At 70.4% G+C, this 15272-nt stretch carries 15 protein-coding genes; 6 read left to right on the forward strand and 9 right to left on the reverse strand.

All coding sequences use genetic code 11. The features are described 5' to 3' along the window. Window positions 1-311: 311 nt before the first annotated feature. On the reverse strand, window positions 312-1331 hold the full coding sequence (locus ND450_RS07495; protein WP_253325426.1) for an MBL fold metallo-hydrolase: 1020 nt from the start codon (window positions 1329-1331) through the stop codon (window positions 312-314). A gap of 373 nt (window positions 1332-1704) precedes the next feature. Here ND450_RS07495 and ND450_RS07500 point away from each other — a divergent pair, with 373 nt between their 5' ends. Next, window positions 1705-2967 carry a S9 family peptidase gene (locus ND450_RS07500; RefSeq protein WP_253325427.1) on the forward strand — a complete coding sequence of 421 codons (1263 nt, stop codon included), beginning with the start codon at window positions 1705-1707 and terminating at the stop codon, window positions 2965-2967. Here ND450_RS07500 and ND450_RS07505 read toward each other — a convergent pair. The 6 genes from ND450_RS07505 to ND450_RS07530 form a co-directional block, all read right to left on the reverse strand. Then, a complete protein-coding gene (locus tag ND450_RS07505) occupies window positions 2937-3464 on the reverse strand; it encodes a nitroreductase/quinone reductase family protein (RefSeq protein ID WP_253325428.1) in 528 nt (175 codons plus the stop codon). The two genes, ND450_RS07500 and ND450_RS07505, sit on opposite strands and share 31 nt — an antisense overlap. Before the next feature lie 359 nt (window positions 3465-3823). Continuing rightward, a complete protein-coding gene (locus tag ND450_RS07510) occupies window positions 3824-5143 on the reverse strand; it encodes an MFS transporter (protein ID WP_253325429.1) in 1320 nt (439 codons plus the stop codon). Window positions 5144-5178: 35 nt separating this feature from the next. Next, window positions 5179-6651, reverse strand: coding sequence for an aldehyde dehydrogenase (locus ND450_RS07515; protein ID WP_371927676.1), 1473 nt, complete (start codon window positions 6649-6651; stop codon window positions 5179-5181). A gap of 16 nt (window positions 6652-6667) precedes the next feature. After that, window positions 6668-7237: a thiamine pyrophosphate-dependent enzyme gene (locus ND450_RS07520; protein WP_253325430.1), complete on the reverse strand. Its 570-nt coding sequence runs from the start codon at window positions 7235-7237 to the stop codon at window positions 6668-6670. Beyond that, complete coding sequence (locus ND450_RS07525; RefSeq protein WP_253325431.1) at window positions 7237-7764, reverse strand: thiamine pyrophosphate-binding protein; 528 nt, start codon at window positions 7762-7764, stop codon at window positions 7237-7239. Before ND450_RS07525 ends, ND450_RS07520 begins: the two co-directional genes overlap by 1 nt. Window positions 7765-7845: 81 nt before the next feature. Beyond that, entirely contained in the window at window positions 7846-8793 is a 948-nt protein-coding gene (locus tag ND450_RS07530) for a LysR family transcriptional regulator (RefSeq protein ID WP_253325432.1), read from the reverse strand. A gap of 50 nt (window positions 8794-8843) precedes the next feature. Between ND450_RS07530 and ND450_RS07535 the strand changes: the two genes are divergently transcribed. The 4 genes from ND450_RS07535 to ND450_RS07550 are packed head-to-tail and all read left to right on the forward strand — an operon-like array spanning window position 8844 to window position 12748. After that, window positions 8844-9998 carry an acyl-CoA dehydrogenase family protein gene (locus ND450_RS07535; RefSeq protein WP_253325433.1) on the forward strand — a complete coding sequence of 385 codons (1155 nt, stop codon included), beginning with the start codon at window positions 8844-8846 and terminating at the stop codon, window positions 9996-9998. Between the two features lie 10 nt (window positions 9999-10008). Next, window positions 10009-11145, forward strand: coding sequence for a CaiB/BaiF CoA-transferase family protein (locus ND450_RS07540; RefSeq protein WP_253325434.1), 1137 nt, complete (start codon window positions 10009-10011; stop codon window positions 11143-11145). Beyond that, window positions 11142-11930, forward strand: coding sequence for a MaoC family dehydratase N-terminal domain-containing protein (locus ND450_RS07545; protein WP_253325435.1), 789 nt, complete (start codon window positions 11142-11144; stop codon window positions 11928-11930). The genes ND450_RS07540 and ND450_RS07545 overlap by 4 nt, the downstream gene beginning before the upstream one ends. Further along, entirely contained in the window at window positions 11927-12748 is an 822-nt protein-coding gene (locus ND450_RS07550; RefSeq protein ID WP_253325436.1) for a CoA ester lyase, read from the forward strand. Before ND450_RS07545 ends, ND450_RS07550 begins: the two co-directional genes overlap by 4 nt. Here ND450_RS07550 and ND450_RS07555 read toward each other — a convergent pair whose 3' ends face one another. Together ND450_RS07555 and ND450_RS07560 are read right to left on the reverse strand one after the other, a co-directional pair. Next, entirely contained in the window at window positions 12749-12907 is a 159-nt protein-coding gene (locus ND450_RS07555) for a hypothetical protein (RefSeq protein WP_253325437.1), read from the reverse strand. A gap of 272 nt (window positions 12908-13179) precedes the next feature. Further along, window positions 13180-14256, reverse strand: coding sequence for a saccharopine dehydrogenase NADP-binding domain-containing protein (locus tag ND450_RS07560; RefSeq protein ID WP_253325438.1), 1077 nt, complete (start codon window positions 14254-14256; stop codon window positions 13180-13182). An 85-nt stretch (window positions 14257-14341) separates the two neighbouring features. On the opposite strand from ND450_RS07560, the gene ND450_RS07565 reads away from it, so the two are divergent. Next, on the forward strand, window positions 14342-15271 hold the full coding sequence (locus ND450_RS07565) for an NAD(P)/FAD-dependent oxidoreductase (RefSeq protein ID WP_253325439.1): 930 nt from the start codon (window positions 14342-14344) through the stop codon (window positions 15269-15271). Window position 15272 lies beyond the last annotated feature (1 nt).

Below are 15272 nucleotides of genomic sequence, written 5' to 3' on the forward strand. Positions count from 1 at the left end.
GTCCATGCTGGCCACACCGTCACACAGCGGAGCAGGGTCTTCCAACCCCACCCGGCCGGGCCCAAGTTCCTTCCCGGAAGCCCGCGTCCCACCCGGACGGCACGTCCACCGAGGACAGACCTTGGGGAATTGCCCCGGTACAAGTGCCTCACGGCATCGGCTGGGAGGCCGTTCTCGTGCTGGGAAAGGAGGAATCAGGGCCGCTGTGCCGACGAAGGCAGGACAGGCCGCGCCACCACCCTCACTCGGTGATCCGCCACGTCGCCGCGCGGTCTCCCGGCACCGTTGACGATCAGCATCCGAGTCGCCGATCATCGCACCACGCGTCGACCTGCTCTGGCCGGCAGGAGTACTCGCCACCTGGGACGAGCCTGGGCAGTGGTCTGAGCCGACCGCGACGATCCCGGTAGACGCAGCGAAGGCTCAGGCCGGACGCTGGGGACGCCGATGCCTTCGCTCGACGGGGTCGGCGTGGTAGCGAACGCTGAACCGCGGTTGTCGGCCGCGGTGACGATGCCGTCCGCGGTGCCGGGCAGGCGAGGCAGGACTCGAAACCGGACCCGCCAGGTCGTCAGCGTGTGCCGAGCCGGTCCGCCACCCGCCTGCAGGCGGGTGGCGGCGCCTGAGGTGAGAGGCTCGCCGTGCCCTGGCGCTACTACCTCGGGCTGCAACGCTGCCAATGTCCGGATCGAGTCTTCGGCCGTGGATCGGTGCCAGGTGGTGTACCACGGCGGGCCCGCGAGTCGCCGTCTCCCGAAGGCGTTGAGGTCGACGGTCAGCAGTGCGTCACCGGTGATCAAGACCCGGTCGTGGCGACGGAGGTAGGCGACGTGGCCCGGAGTGTGGCCGGGTGTGGGCACTGCTTCCCAGCCCGGCAGTCCGGGTGGGCCGGTGATCGTGTCGAGGCCGTGCGCCGTGCCGGTCAGGTCTCCTGCCGCGACGAGCCGGGCGCGGGTCTTCGCGGGTAGCAGCCGCAGGAGTGGCCCGAGTATCCGGCGGTCGAGCGGGTTGGCGTACCGGGGCAGCAGCTTCCCCTCGGCCTGCGGGAGTTCCACCGGATGCACGTGCACCGGCAGGTCCCACCGGCGCGCCAGGGCGGGGGCTGCTCCGGAGTGGTCCGGGTGCAGGTGGGTGAGCAGGATCGCGATCGGGCGGGCTCCCGCGCCGAGCAACGCCTCGGCGGCGTCCGATACGGCATCCGCGTCGCGCCGCCAGCCGGTGTCGATCAGCACCCACGACTCGTCCGTGCGCACCAGATAGACGTTCGTGGCCATCAGGCCGCGACCGAGCCTGATCACGTACACGTCCTCAGCGACACGTTCCGCCGGCATGCCCGCCTCCTCGCGGTGTGCTGTCCCGTCGACGATCCCGCAGGCCAAGGTGAGCGGACAGGGCAGTTCGGCCTCGGTGCCACGACGGATCCACGACGCGAGGACGACGGGACATCTTCCTCTGTGCCCTGCTCCGCGAGGCTCTGGCTCCGATCGTCAGCCGCGGTGGGCAGTCGGAGAGACGGCGAGAGCTCGGGGATGGGCGGTGCGCGGCGGGGCAATCTCGTAGGTGTGCACCTCCTCAGGCTCGCATCGGGGCCGGCGAGGCACAGTGGCGTAGGTCCTGCGCGGCTCGTGGCTGTTGACCGTGCGCCTTGGCCGTCACGAGCCGATTTGATGATTTGGTGTCAGCAGGTCTGCGGAGGAGACGGCGATGGCTGTGCGCAAGGACGAACTGGTCAGGGGCGCGGATGTCCGTTACAGGTTCCGGCACGGCGGTTTCGACTTCTGGTTCCAGTGGGCGCTGGCGGCGTCGGTGCACGGGGGCAGCGAGCCGGGCGAGTGTTTCTTCGTCGCCACGCGGATCTCCGACGGTGACCCGGACAGCTGGGTCCGGGAGTGGACCGACCTGGGCGTGCGGCTGGAGCAGCGGGCCGAGCAGGCGTTGGTTCGCGGCCACCGCGTCACGGCTCGGGAGTCGTACCTGCGTGCGTACCACTATCAGCGGCTCGCGTTGCTGTACCTGAACGTTGCCGACGCCTCCTACAGGTCCCGATGGACACGGGCAGTGGGGTGTTTCCGTGCGGGGACGGCTCTGCTTGACACACCCGTCGAGCAGGTGGCGGTCCCGTTCGAGGGAACGACCCTGCCGGGATACTTCCTGCGCCCCGGCGACTCCGGTATCCGGCGACCGACGTTGATCATGGTGGGCGGCGGGGACACGTTCGTCGAGGACCTCTACTTCTACATCGGTCCGGCCGCGGTCAGCCGCGGGTACCAGGTGCTGCTCGTCGACCTGCCCGGTCAGGGCGGTCTGCCGTTCGCGGGGTTGCCCATGCGCGCCGACGCCGAGGTGCCGATGCCCGCCGTCGTCGACCACGTGCTCTCCCGGCCGGATGTCGACCCGGACACCCTGGCGGCCTTCGGCATCAGCGCCGGCGGCTACCTCGTTCCGCGTGCCATCACCCGAGAACCGCGCATCAAGGCGTGCATCGCCGCCAGCGCGATTCCGGACTTCCACGAGTACATGACGCAGGGGGATCCGAAAGCCGAACGCAACGCGCGGCTGCTGGAGTTCTGGCCGATCCTCGCCCTGCTGCGCCGGCGGATGCGGGCCAAGATGATCCTGATCGACTCCTACCTGTGGCGCTGGGGCGTCACGTCACCGTCGACATTGCTGGCCACGCTGAGGACGTTCGTGTTCGACCCGGCCCAGATCGCCTGCCCGCTGCTGCTTCTGATCGGGCAGGCCGAGTTCGATCGAGCCCCGGTCAGCCGGGCCGCCCAGCACTTCTGCCTGGAGCAGGCTCGCAGCGCCCGCAAGAACCTGGTCGTCTGCCCCTACGCCGACGGCGGCTGGGGGCACGCCCTGGTCACCAACCTCGGCCTCATGAGCCACCACGTCTTCGACTGGCTGGACGAGGTGTTCGCCCCAGCAGCCGCTGATCACGGCGACGCGACGCGGAACACCGGGTAGTGCGCGGCCACCGCCGCGATCTCGTCCAGCGTCGCTTCGGTGCTGACGCCGAAGTAGTAGCGAGCCTCCGCCGCCCGTCCCCACGAACGGCCGGTTCGCCCCGCCCGGCCGAGATAGGCCTGGATGACCGGCGGCCGATCGTCGACAGGAACCTCGACCAGCGTCACCTCGCGGCGCTGCGTGCGACCGAGCACCGCGCGCCCGGCCGCCGCACGCACGTTGCGCACCCATTCCGACTCGCCGGCCAACGACACCAGGTAGCGCTGCCCGGCGAGCACCACCTGCACCAGCGAGGTGCGGCGGATCACCGCGGTCCTTCGCCCCGGCACCTCGAGGGTCACCACGTAGGACGGGCTGAGTCCGTGCTTGGTCAGCCACCAGCCGAGTGGCTGCAGACGCTGGTACAACGACGGCGTGCGGCGGTAACGGGTCCGTGCGGTGTAGTCGACGGGCCCGATGAGACCTCCGGTGATCCGGCGTTTGCGAGCGGTTGTCATCGCGCGACCTCCCCGTGCCGTCGTGCCGCTTCGAGCATCGGCCTGCCCGCGGCGGCCGGGAAGAGCCGAAGGTCCTCGTCGGCTCGACGGCGACCAACGGCGGCATCGGTGGTGCCTTCCTGCCTGCACCGGGGTGTCCGGGCGGATGAGGCCTGACGGCAGGAGGTGGTTGGCATGGTGGCAACGGCACGCGTGCTCAGGTATGTCGCGTTTGGACTGTCGAGGGTCGCGTTTGTACTGTTGGTCGCAGCAGACCCCATCTCCAACCCTGACGGCCCGTGGACCACGCAGCAGGCTCGCAACCACATCCGGTCGACGTGGTCGTCGAACATCGAGCGGTACGGCGTTCGCGCGCTGTGTCATAGCTGTATCGCGGTCTGTGCTCTGGGTGATGGAGGCAGAGGGGTGGCGCCGACCGGGTCGAGCGTCGAGTTCCGCGAGGGCTCCCGCACCAGCAGGGTGGCGATGAGCGTGAGGCTGATGCAGCCCGTGACCCACCAGAAGTAGGCGCTCTCGCGGCCCGCCTGCTTGAGTGCCAGCGCGATGGGCTCGGAGAGGCCGCCGAACGTGGCCGTCACGATCGCGTGGGGCAGGCCGACGCCGAGCGCGCGGACGTTGGTGGGGAACATCTCCGCCTTGATGATCGCGGACAGCGCGGTGTAGCCGCTGAGGAACGTCAGCCCGAGCACCATGATCCCGAACGCGGCCCAGGGGTTCGTGGTGCGGCCCAGCACTGTCAGGATCGGCACGGTCAGCAGGATGCCGGCGACGGAGAACCCGAGCATCACCGGCCGTCGGCCGTACCTGTCGGATATGGCGCCGGCGGCGGGCTGGAGGAACATGAACACGGTGAGGGCGGCGAACCCGATGACCGCCGCAGTCTCCTTGGGGATGCCCGCGGTGTTCACCATGTACTTCTGCAGGTACGAGGTGAAGGTGTAGAAGGCGACGGTGCCGCCGATCGCGAGACCGAGGACGGCGACGAGCTGCCTGGGGTGTTCGGTGAGCAGCGTGCGCAGGCCGCCCTTGCGCGCGTCCGAGGCCTTGAAGTGCTCGGACTCGTCCATAGTCCGGCGCAGGTACATCACGACGACGCCGGCGACCGCGCCGACGGCGAACGGCACGCGCCAGCCCCACTCGCTCATCTGACGTTCGTCGAGCAGCGCCTGCAGCAGGATCATCACGAGCAGCGCGCTGATCTGTCCCATGGTGATCGAGACGTACTGGAAGCTGGAGAAGAACCCGCGCCGTCGCGGAGTGGCCACCTCGGACAGATAGGTGGCGCTCGAACCGAACTCGCCTCCCACCGAGAGGCCCTGCAGCAGCCGGGCGATCACCAGGATGACGGGCGCGAGCACGCCGATCGTCGCGTAGCCCGGTGTGACGGCGATGGCGAGCGAGCCGAAGCTCATCAGTGTGACCGAGAGCGTCAGCGCGGCCCTCCTGCCGTGGCGGTCGGCGTAGAGGCCGAGCAGCCAACCGCCGAGCGGGCGCATGAGGAAGCCGACCGCGAACACGACCGCCGTGGACAGCAGTTGCGCGGTCAGGTTGCCCTTCGGGAAGAACACGGCCGCGAAGTAGATGCTGAACGAGGCGTAGACGAACCAGTCGTACCACTCGACGAGGTTGCCGAGGCAACCGCGGACGACGTTCGCCACGACTTTGCGCTGGTGCGACACGAGAAGCTCCTTTGCTCTGGTCGCGGGGGAGGGGACTAGCGCAGGACGAACGGGTTGCCCGTCTCCGCGCCGGTGTTGATCCAGACGCACCTGTCCTCGAGGTAGGCGTGGACGGCGCCGATGCCGTTCTCCCGGCCGATGCCGGAGTCCTTCACGCCGCCGAACGGCGCGAGGTAGCTGACCGCGCGGTAGGTGTTGACCCACACGGTGCCGGAGCGGATGCGTTGTGCCATGCGGAAAGCGCGGGCGATGTCGGAAGTCCACACGCCGGCCCCGAGGCCGAAGCGGGAGTCGTTGGCGATCTCCACGGCGTGCTGCTCGTCGCTGAACGGGATGACCGCGAGCACCGGTCCGAAGACCTCTTCCTGGGCGATGCGCATGCCGTTGTCGACCCCGGTGAAGATCGTCGGCTCGACGAACCACCCGTCGCCGCACTCGGGCCGGGTCGCCGCGCTGCCGCCGAGTGCGAGGGTCGCTCCCTCGGCCAGAGCGATGTCGATGTAGTCGAGCACCTTCGCGTGCTGGGCTGGTGTCGTGATGGGGCCGATCTGGGTGGCCGGGTCCGCGGGGTCGCCCATGCGGGCGGTGCCGGCGAGGTCGACCACGCGGCGCACGACCTCGTCGTGCACGGTGTCCTGGACGAGCAGGCGGGACCCGGCGATGCACGTCTGCCCCGTGGCGGCGAAGATCCCGGAGACGACGCCGTTGACGGCGGCGTCCAGGTCGGCGTCGGCGAAGACGATGTTGGGCGACTTGCCTCCCAGTTCCAGGCTGACCGGCTTGAGGTCCCGCGCGGCCGCCGCGTTGATCTGCCGGCCGGTAGTGTCCGCACCGGTGAAGCTGACCTTGCGCACCAACGGGTGCGCGACCAGCGCCGCGCCCACGTCGTGACCGAAACCGGTGACCACGTTCACCACGCCGGGCGGCAGTCCGGCCGTGTGCAGCAGACGGACGAACTCCACTGTGGACGCCGAGGTGTACTCGGACGGTTTGACCACCACGGTGCATCCGGCGGCGAGGGCGGGAGCGAGCTTCCACGCCAGCAGCATCAGCGGTGAGTTCCACGGCGTGATGATCGCGACGACACCCAGGGGTTCCTTCTGCGTGTAGGCGAAGTAGCCCTTCTTGTCCAGTGGGACGACGGTGCCCTCGATCTTGTCGGCGAGGCCGCCGTAGTAGTGGAACCACTGCGGCAGATAGGAAAGCTGCGCGTGCATCTCGCTGAGCAGCTTGCCGTTGTCGCGCACCTCCAGCCGCGCCAGCCGTTCGGCGTGGCCGGCGAGCGCGTCGCCGAGTGTGCGCAGCAGGGCTCCGCGGGCGCTGGCGGTGAGGTCCGCCCAGCCGGGGAACGCGCGGTGGGCCGCCTCGACGGCTTCGTCGACGTCGCGCTGGCCACCCCGGGCGATCTCCGCCCAGGGCTTGCCCTGGAACGGGTCGTCGGTGAGGAACCACTCGCCTCCGGCCGGCTCGTGGTTCCTGCCGTCGACGAACATCGGGTACTTCTGCACGGTGGCCTCCAGGGCGTCAGAAGGTAGGCAGGCCCAGCGCGGCGCGGAACGAGTTCTTGCCGGCGACACCGTCACGGGGCGGCAGTGCGCGGGGTGGCTCGTCGGCGTTGATCAGGACGTGGGCGAACGCCGGGCCCCGGGCCGACAGCACACGCGAGGTGACGTCGGCGACCTGACGGGCCTGGAAGGCATCGGTGATCCCGAAACCCCGTGCCACGGCGGCGAGGTCCGTGCCGAGGCTGGTGTGGCTCGGCTGCATGTCGGTCTCGCCGAAGTGGCCGTTGTCCAGCACGACGACGGTGAGGTTCGCGGGACGGGCCGCGGCGACGGTGCCGAGCGCGCCGATGCCCATCAGCTGTTCGCCGTCGCCGGTCAGGGCGATGACCGGGCGTTCCGGCTGGGCGAGCGCGAGTCCGAGCGCCAGCGGCGTGGCGCCGCCCATCGCGCCCCAGAGGTAGAAGTTGCCGGGGCGGTGGCCTGCGGCGAACAGGTCGTAGGACGCGGACCCGAGCCCGGAGACGACCAGGGCTGTGTGCACGGCGGCCATCAGGTCGGTGACGAAACGACGGCGGTCGAGACGGATCATCAGTCGCGCTCCCACTTCTTGCGGCCGATCAGCTTCTGGCCCAGCAGCACCGCCACGCGGTCACCGGCCTCGAAAGCGCTGTCGAGGGCGGCGCCGACGGTGTCCTCGACGTCGTCGGGGTCGTCGACGCGCACGACGGTGATGCCCATGAGCTCGAACGCCTGTTGCGTGGCCCGTCCCATCGGCCCCTGCCAGGGGTTGAATTCGGCGTACTCGCCCCGCATGGTGACCAGCGCGAGGAACGGGAACCGGCAGGTGTCCAGCAACGAGAACATGTTCACGCAGTTGCCGACACCGCTGCTCTGCATCAGCAGCACCGCGCGGTGCCCGCCGAGCCAGGCACCGGCGGCGACGGCGACGCCCTCCTCCTCGGTGGTGAGCACGACGTCGTGGATCGCGGGATCGCGGGATGCCTCGCGGATGACGTGGGAGTGCCCCGCGTCAGGGACGTAGGCGACCTGCTCGACCCCGCCTTTGCGGAGCACCTCGAAGATCTTCTGTTGCCACAAGGGCGGTGCTGGGCTCATGCGAGCCATCATCAGCGGTGATGAACGCGCCTGGAAAATAGAAAGTCGGCATACCTCCATGCCGCCGTGGCATGGGGTCGTTCAGTGCGGCCGAGCCGACGGCCACCGTCCACTCCGGACTGCCTCGTGGATCTGCCGCACGAGTTCGCGCGCCACGACCTCGACCGCGGTGGCGATCCGGCCCGCGCGCGGCATGCCGAGCACGATCGACCGCCGCACCTCCGGCTCGCACAACGGCGCGGCGGACAGCACCCCGTTCGCGACGTCGGCGGCGATGCCCACACCGGGCAGGACCGTCCACCCGTGACCACCGCGCACCAGGGACTTCTGCAGGTGCATCGAGTTGGTCTGCACGCTGATCGTCAGACCGACGCCGGCGGTGCGCGCGGCGGTCTCGATCAGGCTGCGCAGGGCGTGCCCGGACGACGGCATGACGATCGGATGCTCGGCGACCTCGGCCAGCGACGCCGGCCGGTCCCCGGTCAGCGCGGCCGACGGGGGAGCGACCGCCCAGAGCTGTTCGTGCACCAGCGGTGTGACGTTCAGCGACGGGGTGCTCGTGAGGTTGTAGAGCAGGCTCAGGTCCAGGTCGCCGTCATCGAGCCACTGCTGCAGGTGCCCCGAGTAGGCGGTCAGCAGGCGCAGTTCGATGCCGGGGTGGTCGCGGGCGATCGCCGTCACCAGCGGTTCGGTGAGCAGGTCGGCCGCGCTCTCCAGCAGGCCGACCGTGACGATGCCGGTGACGACACCGGGCGTGGGGGCCAGTTCGGCACGGGCGCGTTCGATCTCGGTCAACGCGCGCCGGGCCCGCTCGGCAAGGCTCACACCGGCCGCGGTGGGGCGCATGCCCTGCCGGGTGCGTTCGAACAGCGGCACGCCCAGTTCCTGCTCCAGCGCGCGGATCTGCCGCGTCACGGCGGGCTGCACCAGGTGCAGCAACTCGGCGGCCCTGGTCACGCTGCCCACCTCGACGACCGTCACCAGTGCCTTGAGCTGCTTGAAGTCCATCCCGGCCTCGCATGAGGTCATGCCGACTCGTTATTACCCGGCCGGTCCCATTCGTGGCGATGATAGAAGGCATGACGTTGACCGAGGAAGAATCCGCGATCGTCCGGCTCGTCGGCGAGTTCGTCGACCGCGAGGTGAAGCCGGTCGCGCAGGAACTCGACCACACGAACACCTACCCCGAGAAACTCATCGAGCAGATGAAGGAGATGGGCATCTTCGGGCTCGCCGTGCCGGAGCCCTGGGGCCCGGTTCAGGTCTCCGCCCAGTGCTACGCCATGGTCACCGAGGAGCTGGCTCGCGGCTGGATGTCACTGGCCGGCGCGATGGGAGGCCACACCGTCGTGGCCAAGCTCCTCGTCGCCCACGGGACCAGGGAGCAGCAGGACACCTACCTGCCCCGCATGGCCACCGGCGAGATCCGCGCGACGATGGCCCTCACCGAACCCGGTGGCGGCTCCGACCTGCAGGCCATGCGCACCACCGCGCGGTGCGACGGCGACGAGTACGTGATCAACGGCTCCAAGACGTGGATCACCAACGCCCGCCGCTCGGACCTGATCGCGCTGCTGTGCAAGACGGATCCCGCAGCCTCGCCCGCGCACAGGGGTATCAGCGTCCTGCTGGTCGAGAAGGGGCCGGGCTTCTCCCTGTCGCGCGACCTGCCGAAGCTCGGCTACAAGGGCGTCGAGAGCTGTGAACTCGCGTTCGACGACTTCCGCGTGCCGTCGACCGCGGTGCTCGGCGGCGTGGAGGGCAAGGGCTTCGCGCAGATGATGCGAGGCCTGGAGATCGGCCGCATCCAGGTGGCCTGCCGGGCGCTCGGCGTGGGCCGGGCAGCGCTGGAGGACTCGCTGCGCTACGCCCAGGAGCGCGAGAGCTTCGGCAAGCCGATCTGGCAGCACCAGTCCGTCGGCAACTACCTCGCCGACATGGCGACCAAGCTCGAGGCCGCCCGCCAGCTCACGTTGCACGCCGCCCGCCGCTACGACTCGGGCGAGCGCGCTGACCTGGAAGCCGGCATGGCGAAGCTCTTCGCCTCGGAGACCGCGATGGAGGTCGCGCTCAACGCCGTGCGCATCCACGGCGGCTACGGCTACTCCACGGAGTTCGACGTCGAGCGGTACTTCCGCGACGCGCCGCTGATGATCGTGGGCGAGGGCACCAACGAGATCCAGCGCAACGTCATCGCCCGCCAGCTCGTCCAGCGCCACCCCATCGCGCAGTGAGGACCTCCTGATGCGCCACCCCCTCGACGGCATCACCGTCGTCGCACTGGAACAGGCCGTCGCCGCACCGCTCGCCACCCGGCACCTCGCCGACCTCGGCGCCCGCGTGATCAAGGTCGAACGCCCCGGCGCCGGCGACTTCGCCCGCGACTACGACCGCACCGTGCACGGCCAGTCCAGCTACTTCGTGTGGCTCAACCGAGGCAAGGAGAGCATCGAGCTCGACATCAAGAACGAGATCGAGCTGCTGCACGCGCTGATCGCCCGTGCCGACGTGTTCGTGCAGAACCTCGCGCCCGGAGCCGCCGAACGCCTTGGCCTGGGTGCGGAAGCGTTGCGCGCCCAGCATCCCTCGCTGATCCACTGCTCGGTGTCCGGCTACGGCCCTCACGGCCCGTACCGCGACAAGAAGGCCTACGACCTGCTGGTGCAGTGCGAAACCGGTCTGCTCGCCACCACCGGCACACCGGACGTGCCGTCGAAGGCCGGGATCTCGGTCGCCGACATCGCCACCGGCATGTACGCCTACAGCGGCATCCTCACCGCCCTCTACGACCGCGAACACACCGGCCAGGGCGCCTCCCTGCACGTGGCGATGATCGACGCGCTGGGAGAGTGGATGAGCCAGCCCGCCTACTTCTCCCGGTACGGCGCCGAACCACCTCGTCGTACCGCCGCCCGCCACGCGTCGATCGCGCCCTACGGTCCCTACGACTGTGGCGACGGCGCGGTGTTCCTCGGCGTGCAGAACGACCGGGAGTGGGCCGCCCTGTGCCACGACGTGTTGAAGCGCCCGGACCTCGTCGAAGACCCGAGGTTCCGCACCAACACCGACCGCGTGCGCCACGACCACGAGTTGACCCCGTTGCTGGAAGCGGCGTTCGCCGGCTTCGAGGCCGACGAGGTGCTGGCGCTGCTCGACACCGCGGGCATCGCGAACGCCCGTCTGCGCGGCCCCGCCGAGCTCGCAGAACACCCGCAACTGCTGGCCCGCTCGCGGTGGTGCTCCGTCGCCACGCCCGGCGGTGAGGTGGAGGCCCTGCTGCCGCCGGTGGAGACCGGACGGGAACCGCTCATGGGCGCCGTGCCCGCATTGGGACAGCACAACGAGGCGATCCGCGCCGAGTTCGGAAAGGTGCCCGCGTGAGGACCGAACTGCTGCAACCCGGGCCCGCCCTCGCGCTCGGCGCCCTGCTCGACGTGCCGGTACCCGACCTGGAACGGGACGGGCTGCCGCTGCTCTGGCACTGGGTCTACCTGCTCGACCACCCGGCCCAAGCGGACCTGGGCGCCGACGGGCACCCGGTCCGCGACACCGTTGCGGCAACGCCGGGACGGGGCCGCCGCCGGATGTGGGCGGGAGGCAGGATCCGCACCGCGGGAGCGTTGAGGTGCGGCGAGGAGGCGACCCGGCGCTCCACGATCCTGTCCACGAAGGACAAGGAAGGCCGTTCGGGAAAGCTGACGTTCGTGGTGGTGCGGAACGAGGTCCTCCAGCGCGGCGAAGTCGTCGTCGACGAGGAACAGGACATCGTCTACCGAGACGCGGGAACGACACCGTTGCGCGTCGACGAGGGCGCGGAGGTGGGAGCGGCAGGAGACGAGTGGTCGATCGACGTGTCCCCGACCTTGCTGTTCCGCTTCTCCGCGTTGACCTACAACGCGCACCGCATCCACTACGACCGCGACTACGCGCGCGACGTGGAGGGCTACCCCGGACTCGTCACGCACGGCCCGTTGCAGGCACTCGCGATGGCCGAAGCCGCCCGTGCCCGAGGGTGCGCCGGCGACCAGCACTTCGACTACCGCCTCATCTCCCCGCTGTTCGCCCACCAGGGCCTGATCGCCAAGGCCGAGAAGACTTCGGAGGCGACCACGACCTCCGTGCGGGACCGGTACGGCCGCGTGACCGCGACGGGACAGTTGCGGTGAACGGCCGCTCGTTCCTCTTCGTTCCCGGAGACCGGCCCGACCGCTTCGCCAAGGCGCTGGCCAGTGGCGCGGACGCCGTCATCCTCGATCTGGAGGACGCGGTCGCACCAGAGCACAAGACCAGGGCCCGCGAGCACGTCCGAGCCTGGCTCGCCTCAGGAAACCGCGCGATCGTCCGCATCAACGCCGCCGGCACACCGTGGCACCGCGACGACGTCGAAGCCACGCGCCACTCCGCGTCGGCACTGATGGTGCCCAAAGCGGAGACCCCGGCAGACCTCGACCTCGGCGTGCCGACCATCCCCCTGATCGAGACAGCCGCCGGAGTGCTCAACGCAGCCACCCTCTGCAAGGCGGACACCGCACTGCGGCCGGCTTTCGGCAGCATCGACCTCGCCACCCAGCTCGGCGTGGACCACCACTCACACCTGGCTCTCCGGCACGCCCGCTCCACCGTTGTCCTGGCGTCGGCAGCGGCCGGTCGCGGAGGACCGATCGACGGTGTGACGACCGCGCTCGACTCCCCGGACGTGCTCGCGGCAGACCTCGACCACGCTCTGGCGCTGGGCTTCACGGCCAAGCTCTGCGTGCATCCCCGCCAGGTCGCGGCAGTGAACCGCGCGTTCGTTCCCTCCCGGGCACAACTCAGGTGGGCGCGCGCCGTCATCGTGGCGTCAGCGGACGGTTCTGCCGCCGCGCACGACGGCCAGATGGTCGATCTGCCGCTGGTGTCGCGAGCGCGGGCGCTCCTGGCGGCCATGACACCGGCAGCTGAACTCGGTATGCACGACGGTCCGCCCGATCAAGCACCTGCGTGATCACGCGAGCTGCTCGTCCTTTCCGTTGCAGGCTCCGAGGAGCACCATCCTGATCACCATGGGGACGAAGTCGCGTTGGGCGCATCGGCCGCTGCGCACGGCCCAGACCGCGCCGACGACGAGGCTGTAGAACGCCTCGGTCAGCCAGGCCGTGGTCATCAGCGGGGTGAACTCCCCGGAGTTCTGGCCGCGTTCGAACAGGTCCCGCGCCGGATGCTTCCCTGCCCGCCGGCGCCGTTCCCCACAGCGCCGGCGTCTGAGAACCGACGCGCTCACTTTCCGGGGCGCCCATCAGGGCGCTCCGGCTCTCGCCACCAGCCGTCCGGTCGCGCGCGACACCTACGTCACGGAGCGGGCCGGCGCGTAGTCGCGGGCCGCGCCAGGTCGCCGGCCGGCCTTCGGCGTCCTGCTGCCGGCCGTAATGCAACGCACTAGAGCGGTGCGGCGGAGGTGGCCCGCACTTCTGTCCGGCATTGAGGATCCGAGGTGAGGGCACTCCAGGTCTCGTGCGCGTCGAGGAAGCGCCAGGCGGGCCACGTGCCCGATCCGCCGTGGACGAGAGCAGCCTCGGCCGTGAGGGCCGCCACGAGTCCGCTGAGCCGGTAGGGGTCGTCGGCCTGCAGGAGCCGTCGGCCGACGAGGCGACCCGACGGGATGTCCCTCCGCTCCGCCAGGATCGTGTAGCTGGGCCGGTGTTCCGCGAGGTCGGCTGTCGCGGCGGCGGCCAGTTCGCCCGCCCAGGAGGTGGGGTCGTCCGGGGAGTCCGCCCACGCGGTGGCCAGCGTGGTGGGGATGCGTTCGGAGACGTAGACCGAGTACTGCCGGACCTCGCCGAGGTCGTGGTGGTGTGCGATGTCCGCGGTTTCGGTGGTCAGGTAGGGCAGGGCGTGCACGTCGGGACCGAAGTGCGGAAGCGTGGTGTGCCAGCGCGCGGTCGCGGTGCCGGGGGCGACTCGGCCGTCACGCCAGGTGGCTGAGGGGGTGCCGAAGTCGGGACCGGTGGCCAGCAGGATGTCCTGCGCGGACGCCGGGGTGATGCGTACTGGGCCGCCGACGTGGAGGTCGATGCGTGTGGTCGTGGGATCGCCGCCGAGCAGGGTGAGCGGGAGGATGGCGGTGAGTCCGGGCATGACCCCCGCGGACACGACCGCCAGGCGGTCAGAGGGCGGCAGGGCGCGGAGGCGGCGCAGCAGCGGTAGATCACCCGCGACGTCGACGTAGTGCGCCCCTGCCTCGCGGGCGGCGAGTGCGACGGTGTCGAGCACGCGGTACGACGGTCCGGCGCAGTTGAGGACGACGGTGCTGCCCGCGCAGAACGCGGCGAGTGAGTTGCTGTCACTCAGGTCCACGGCGTGCGCTGTGGCGCCGTCGCCGAGCTCCTCGCGCAGCGCCGTGGCGGAGCGGAGGCTGCGGCCGCCGATGCGAAGCGGGGACGCGGCACGAGCGGCCAGCCTGCGGGCCGCTGCCGCTCCCACGGCTCCGTAGCCGCCCAAGATCGCGATGGTCATGCGGGGTGCCCTTCCGGTTCGGGGTGTCGACCACCCACAAGGTTTCTGATAGTGATAGTCATTATCGAAAACTGGAGGTGGGATCGTGTTCGACGTCGTCGTGATCGGTGGCGGGGCGGCGGGCCTCAGTGCCGCACAGGTGCTGGGCCGGCAGCGGCGGTCGGTGTTGGTGGTGGACGGGGGAGAACCGAGGAACGCACCCTCCGACGGCGTGCACATGTTCCTGAGCAGGGACGGCTTCCCCCCGGCCGACCTGCTCGCCGCCGGGCGCGAGGAGCTGGCCGGCTACGAGACCGTGCGGCTGGAGCAGACGCGGGTGGTCGCGGTGTCCGGCGCGCTCGACGACTTCCGCGTGGAACTGGCCGGCGGGCGGGTCGAACGGGCGCGCCGGCTCGTGCTCGCCACCGGGCAGGTCGACGAGCCGTGGCAGATTCCCGGACTGCCCGAGCGGTTCGGCCGGTCCGTCTTCCACTGCCCGTTCTGCCACGGCTACGAGACCAGCGGCAGGACGCTCGCCGTGCTCGGCCGCGACGTGCCGCAGGTGATGCTCGGGTTGTACGTCGCCGACCGGTTCGGCAAGGACGTGGTCGTGCTGACCGACGGCCCGCACGAGCTTCCGCCCGAGGTGCTGGCGCGGCTGGACCAGGCGGGGATCCCGGTGCGGACGGAACGCGTCGAACGGGTCAGCGGCGAGCTCGGCGCCGTGGGCATCCACTTCGAAGGTGGTGAGGTCGTGCGGCGGGAGGCGGTCTTCCACCGCGCCCCGACCCGGCAGGGTGCGCCCTTCGCCGCCGACCTCGGCTGCGAGATCCTCCCGGACGGCTGCGTGCGCGTCGACGAGTTCCAGGCCACCACCGTCGCGGGTGTGTCGGCCGCGGGCGACATGGCCAGGCTGGCCGTGCTGCCCGACGCGCTGACGCTCGTCAGCCAGGCGGCGGCCGACGGTGTGCGGGCGGCGGTGTGGCTGGAGCAGGGCCTGTTCCGCGCCGGGCTCGCCGCCGCGGAACAGGCCTAGC

This window comes from Lentzea sp. HUAS12 (assembly GCF_024125735.1).
Lineage (GTDB): Bacteria > Actinomycetota > Actinomycetes > Mycobacteriales > Pseudonocardiaceae > Lentzea > Lentzea albida.

Bases quoted from the DNA above. Each gene is read 5' to 3' on its own strand.
- ND450_RS07495 (WP_253325426.1), bottom strand. From the start codon at position 1,331: ATGCCGGCGGAACGTGTCGCTGAGGACGTGTACGTGATCAGGCTCGGT.
- ND450_RS07500 (WP_253325427.1), top strand. From the start codon at position 1,705: ATGGCTGTGCGCAAGGACGAACTGGTCAGGGGCGCGGATGTCCGTTAC.
- ND450_RS07505 (WP_253325428.1), bottom strand. From the start codon at position 3,464: ATGACAACCGCTCGCAAACGCCGGATCACCGGAGGTCTCATCGGGCCC.
- ND450_RS07520 (WP_253325430.1), bottom strand. From the start codon at position 7,237: ATGATCCGTCTCGACCGCCGTCGTTTCGTCACCGACCTGATGGCCGCC.
- ND450_RS07525 (WP_253325431.1), bottom strand. From the start codon at position 7,764: ATGAGCCCAGCACCGCCCTTGTGGCAACAGAAGATCTTCGAGGTGCTC.
- ND450_RS07530 (WP_253325432.1), bottom strand. From the start codon at position 8,793: ATGACCTCATGCGAGGCCGGGATGGACTTCAAGCAGCTCAAGGCACTG.
- ND450_RS07535 (WP_253325433.1), top strand. From the start codon at position 8,844: ATGACGTTGACCGAGGAAGAATCCGCGATCGTCCGGCTCGTCGGCGAG.
- ND450_RS07540 (WP_253325434.1), top strand. From the start codon at position 10,009: ATGCGCCACCCCCTCGACGGCATCACCGTCGTCGCACTGGAACAGGCC.
- ND450_RS07555 (WP_253325437.1), bottom strand. From the start codon at position 12,907: ATGACCACGGCCTGGCTGACCGAGGCGTTCTACAGCCTCGTCGTCGGC.
- ND450_RS07560 (WP_253325438.1), bottom strand. From the start codon at position 14,256: ATGACCATCGCGATCTTGGGCGGCTACGGAGCCGTGGGAGCGGCAGCG.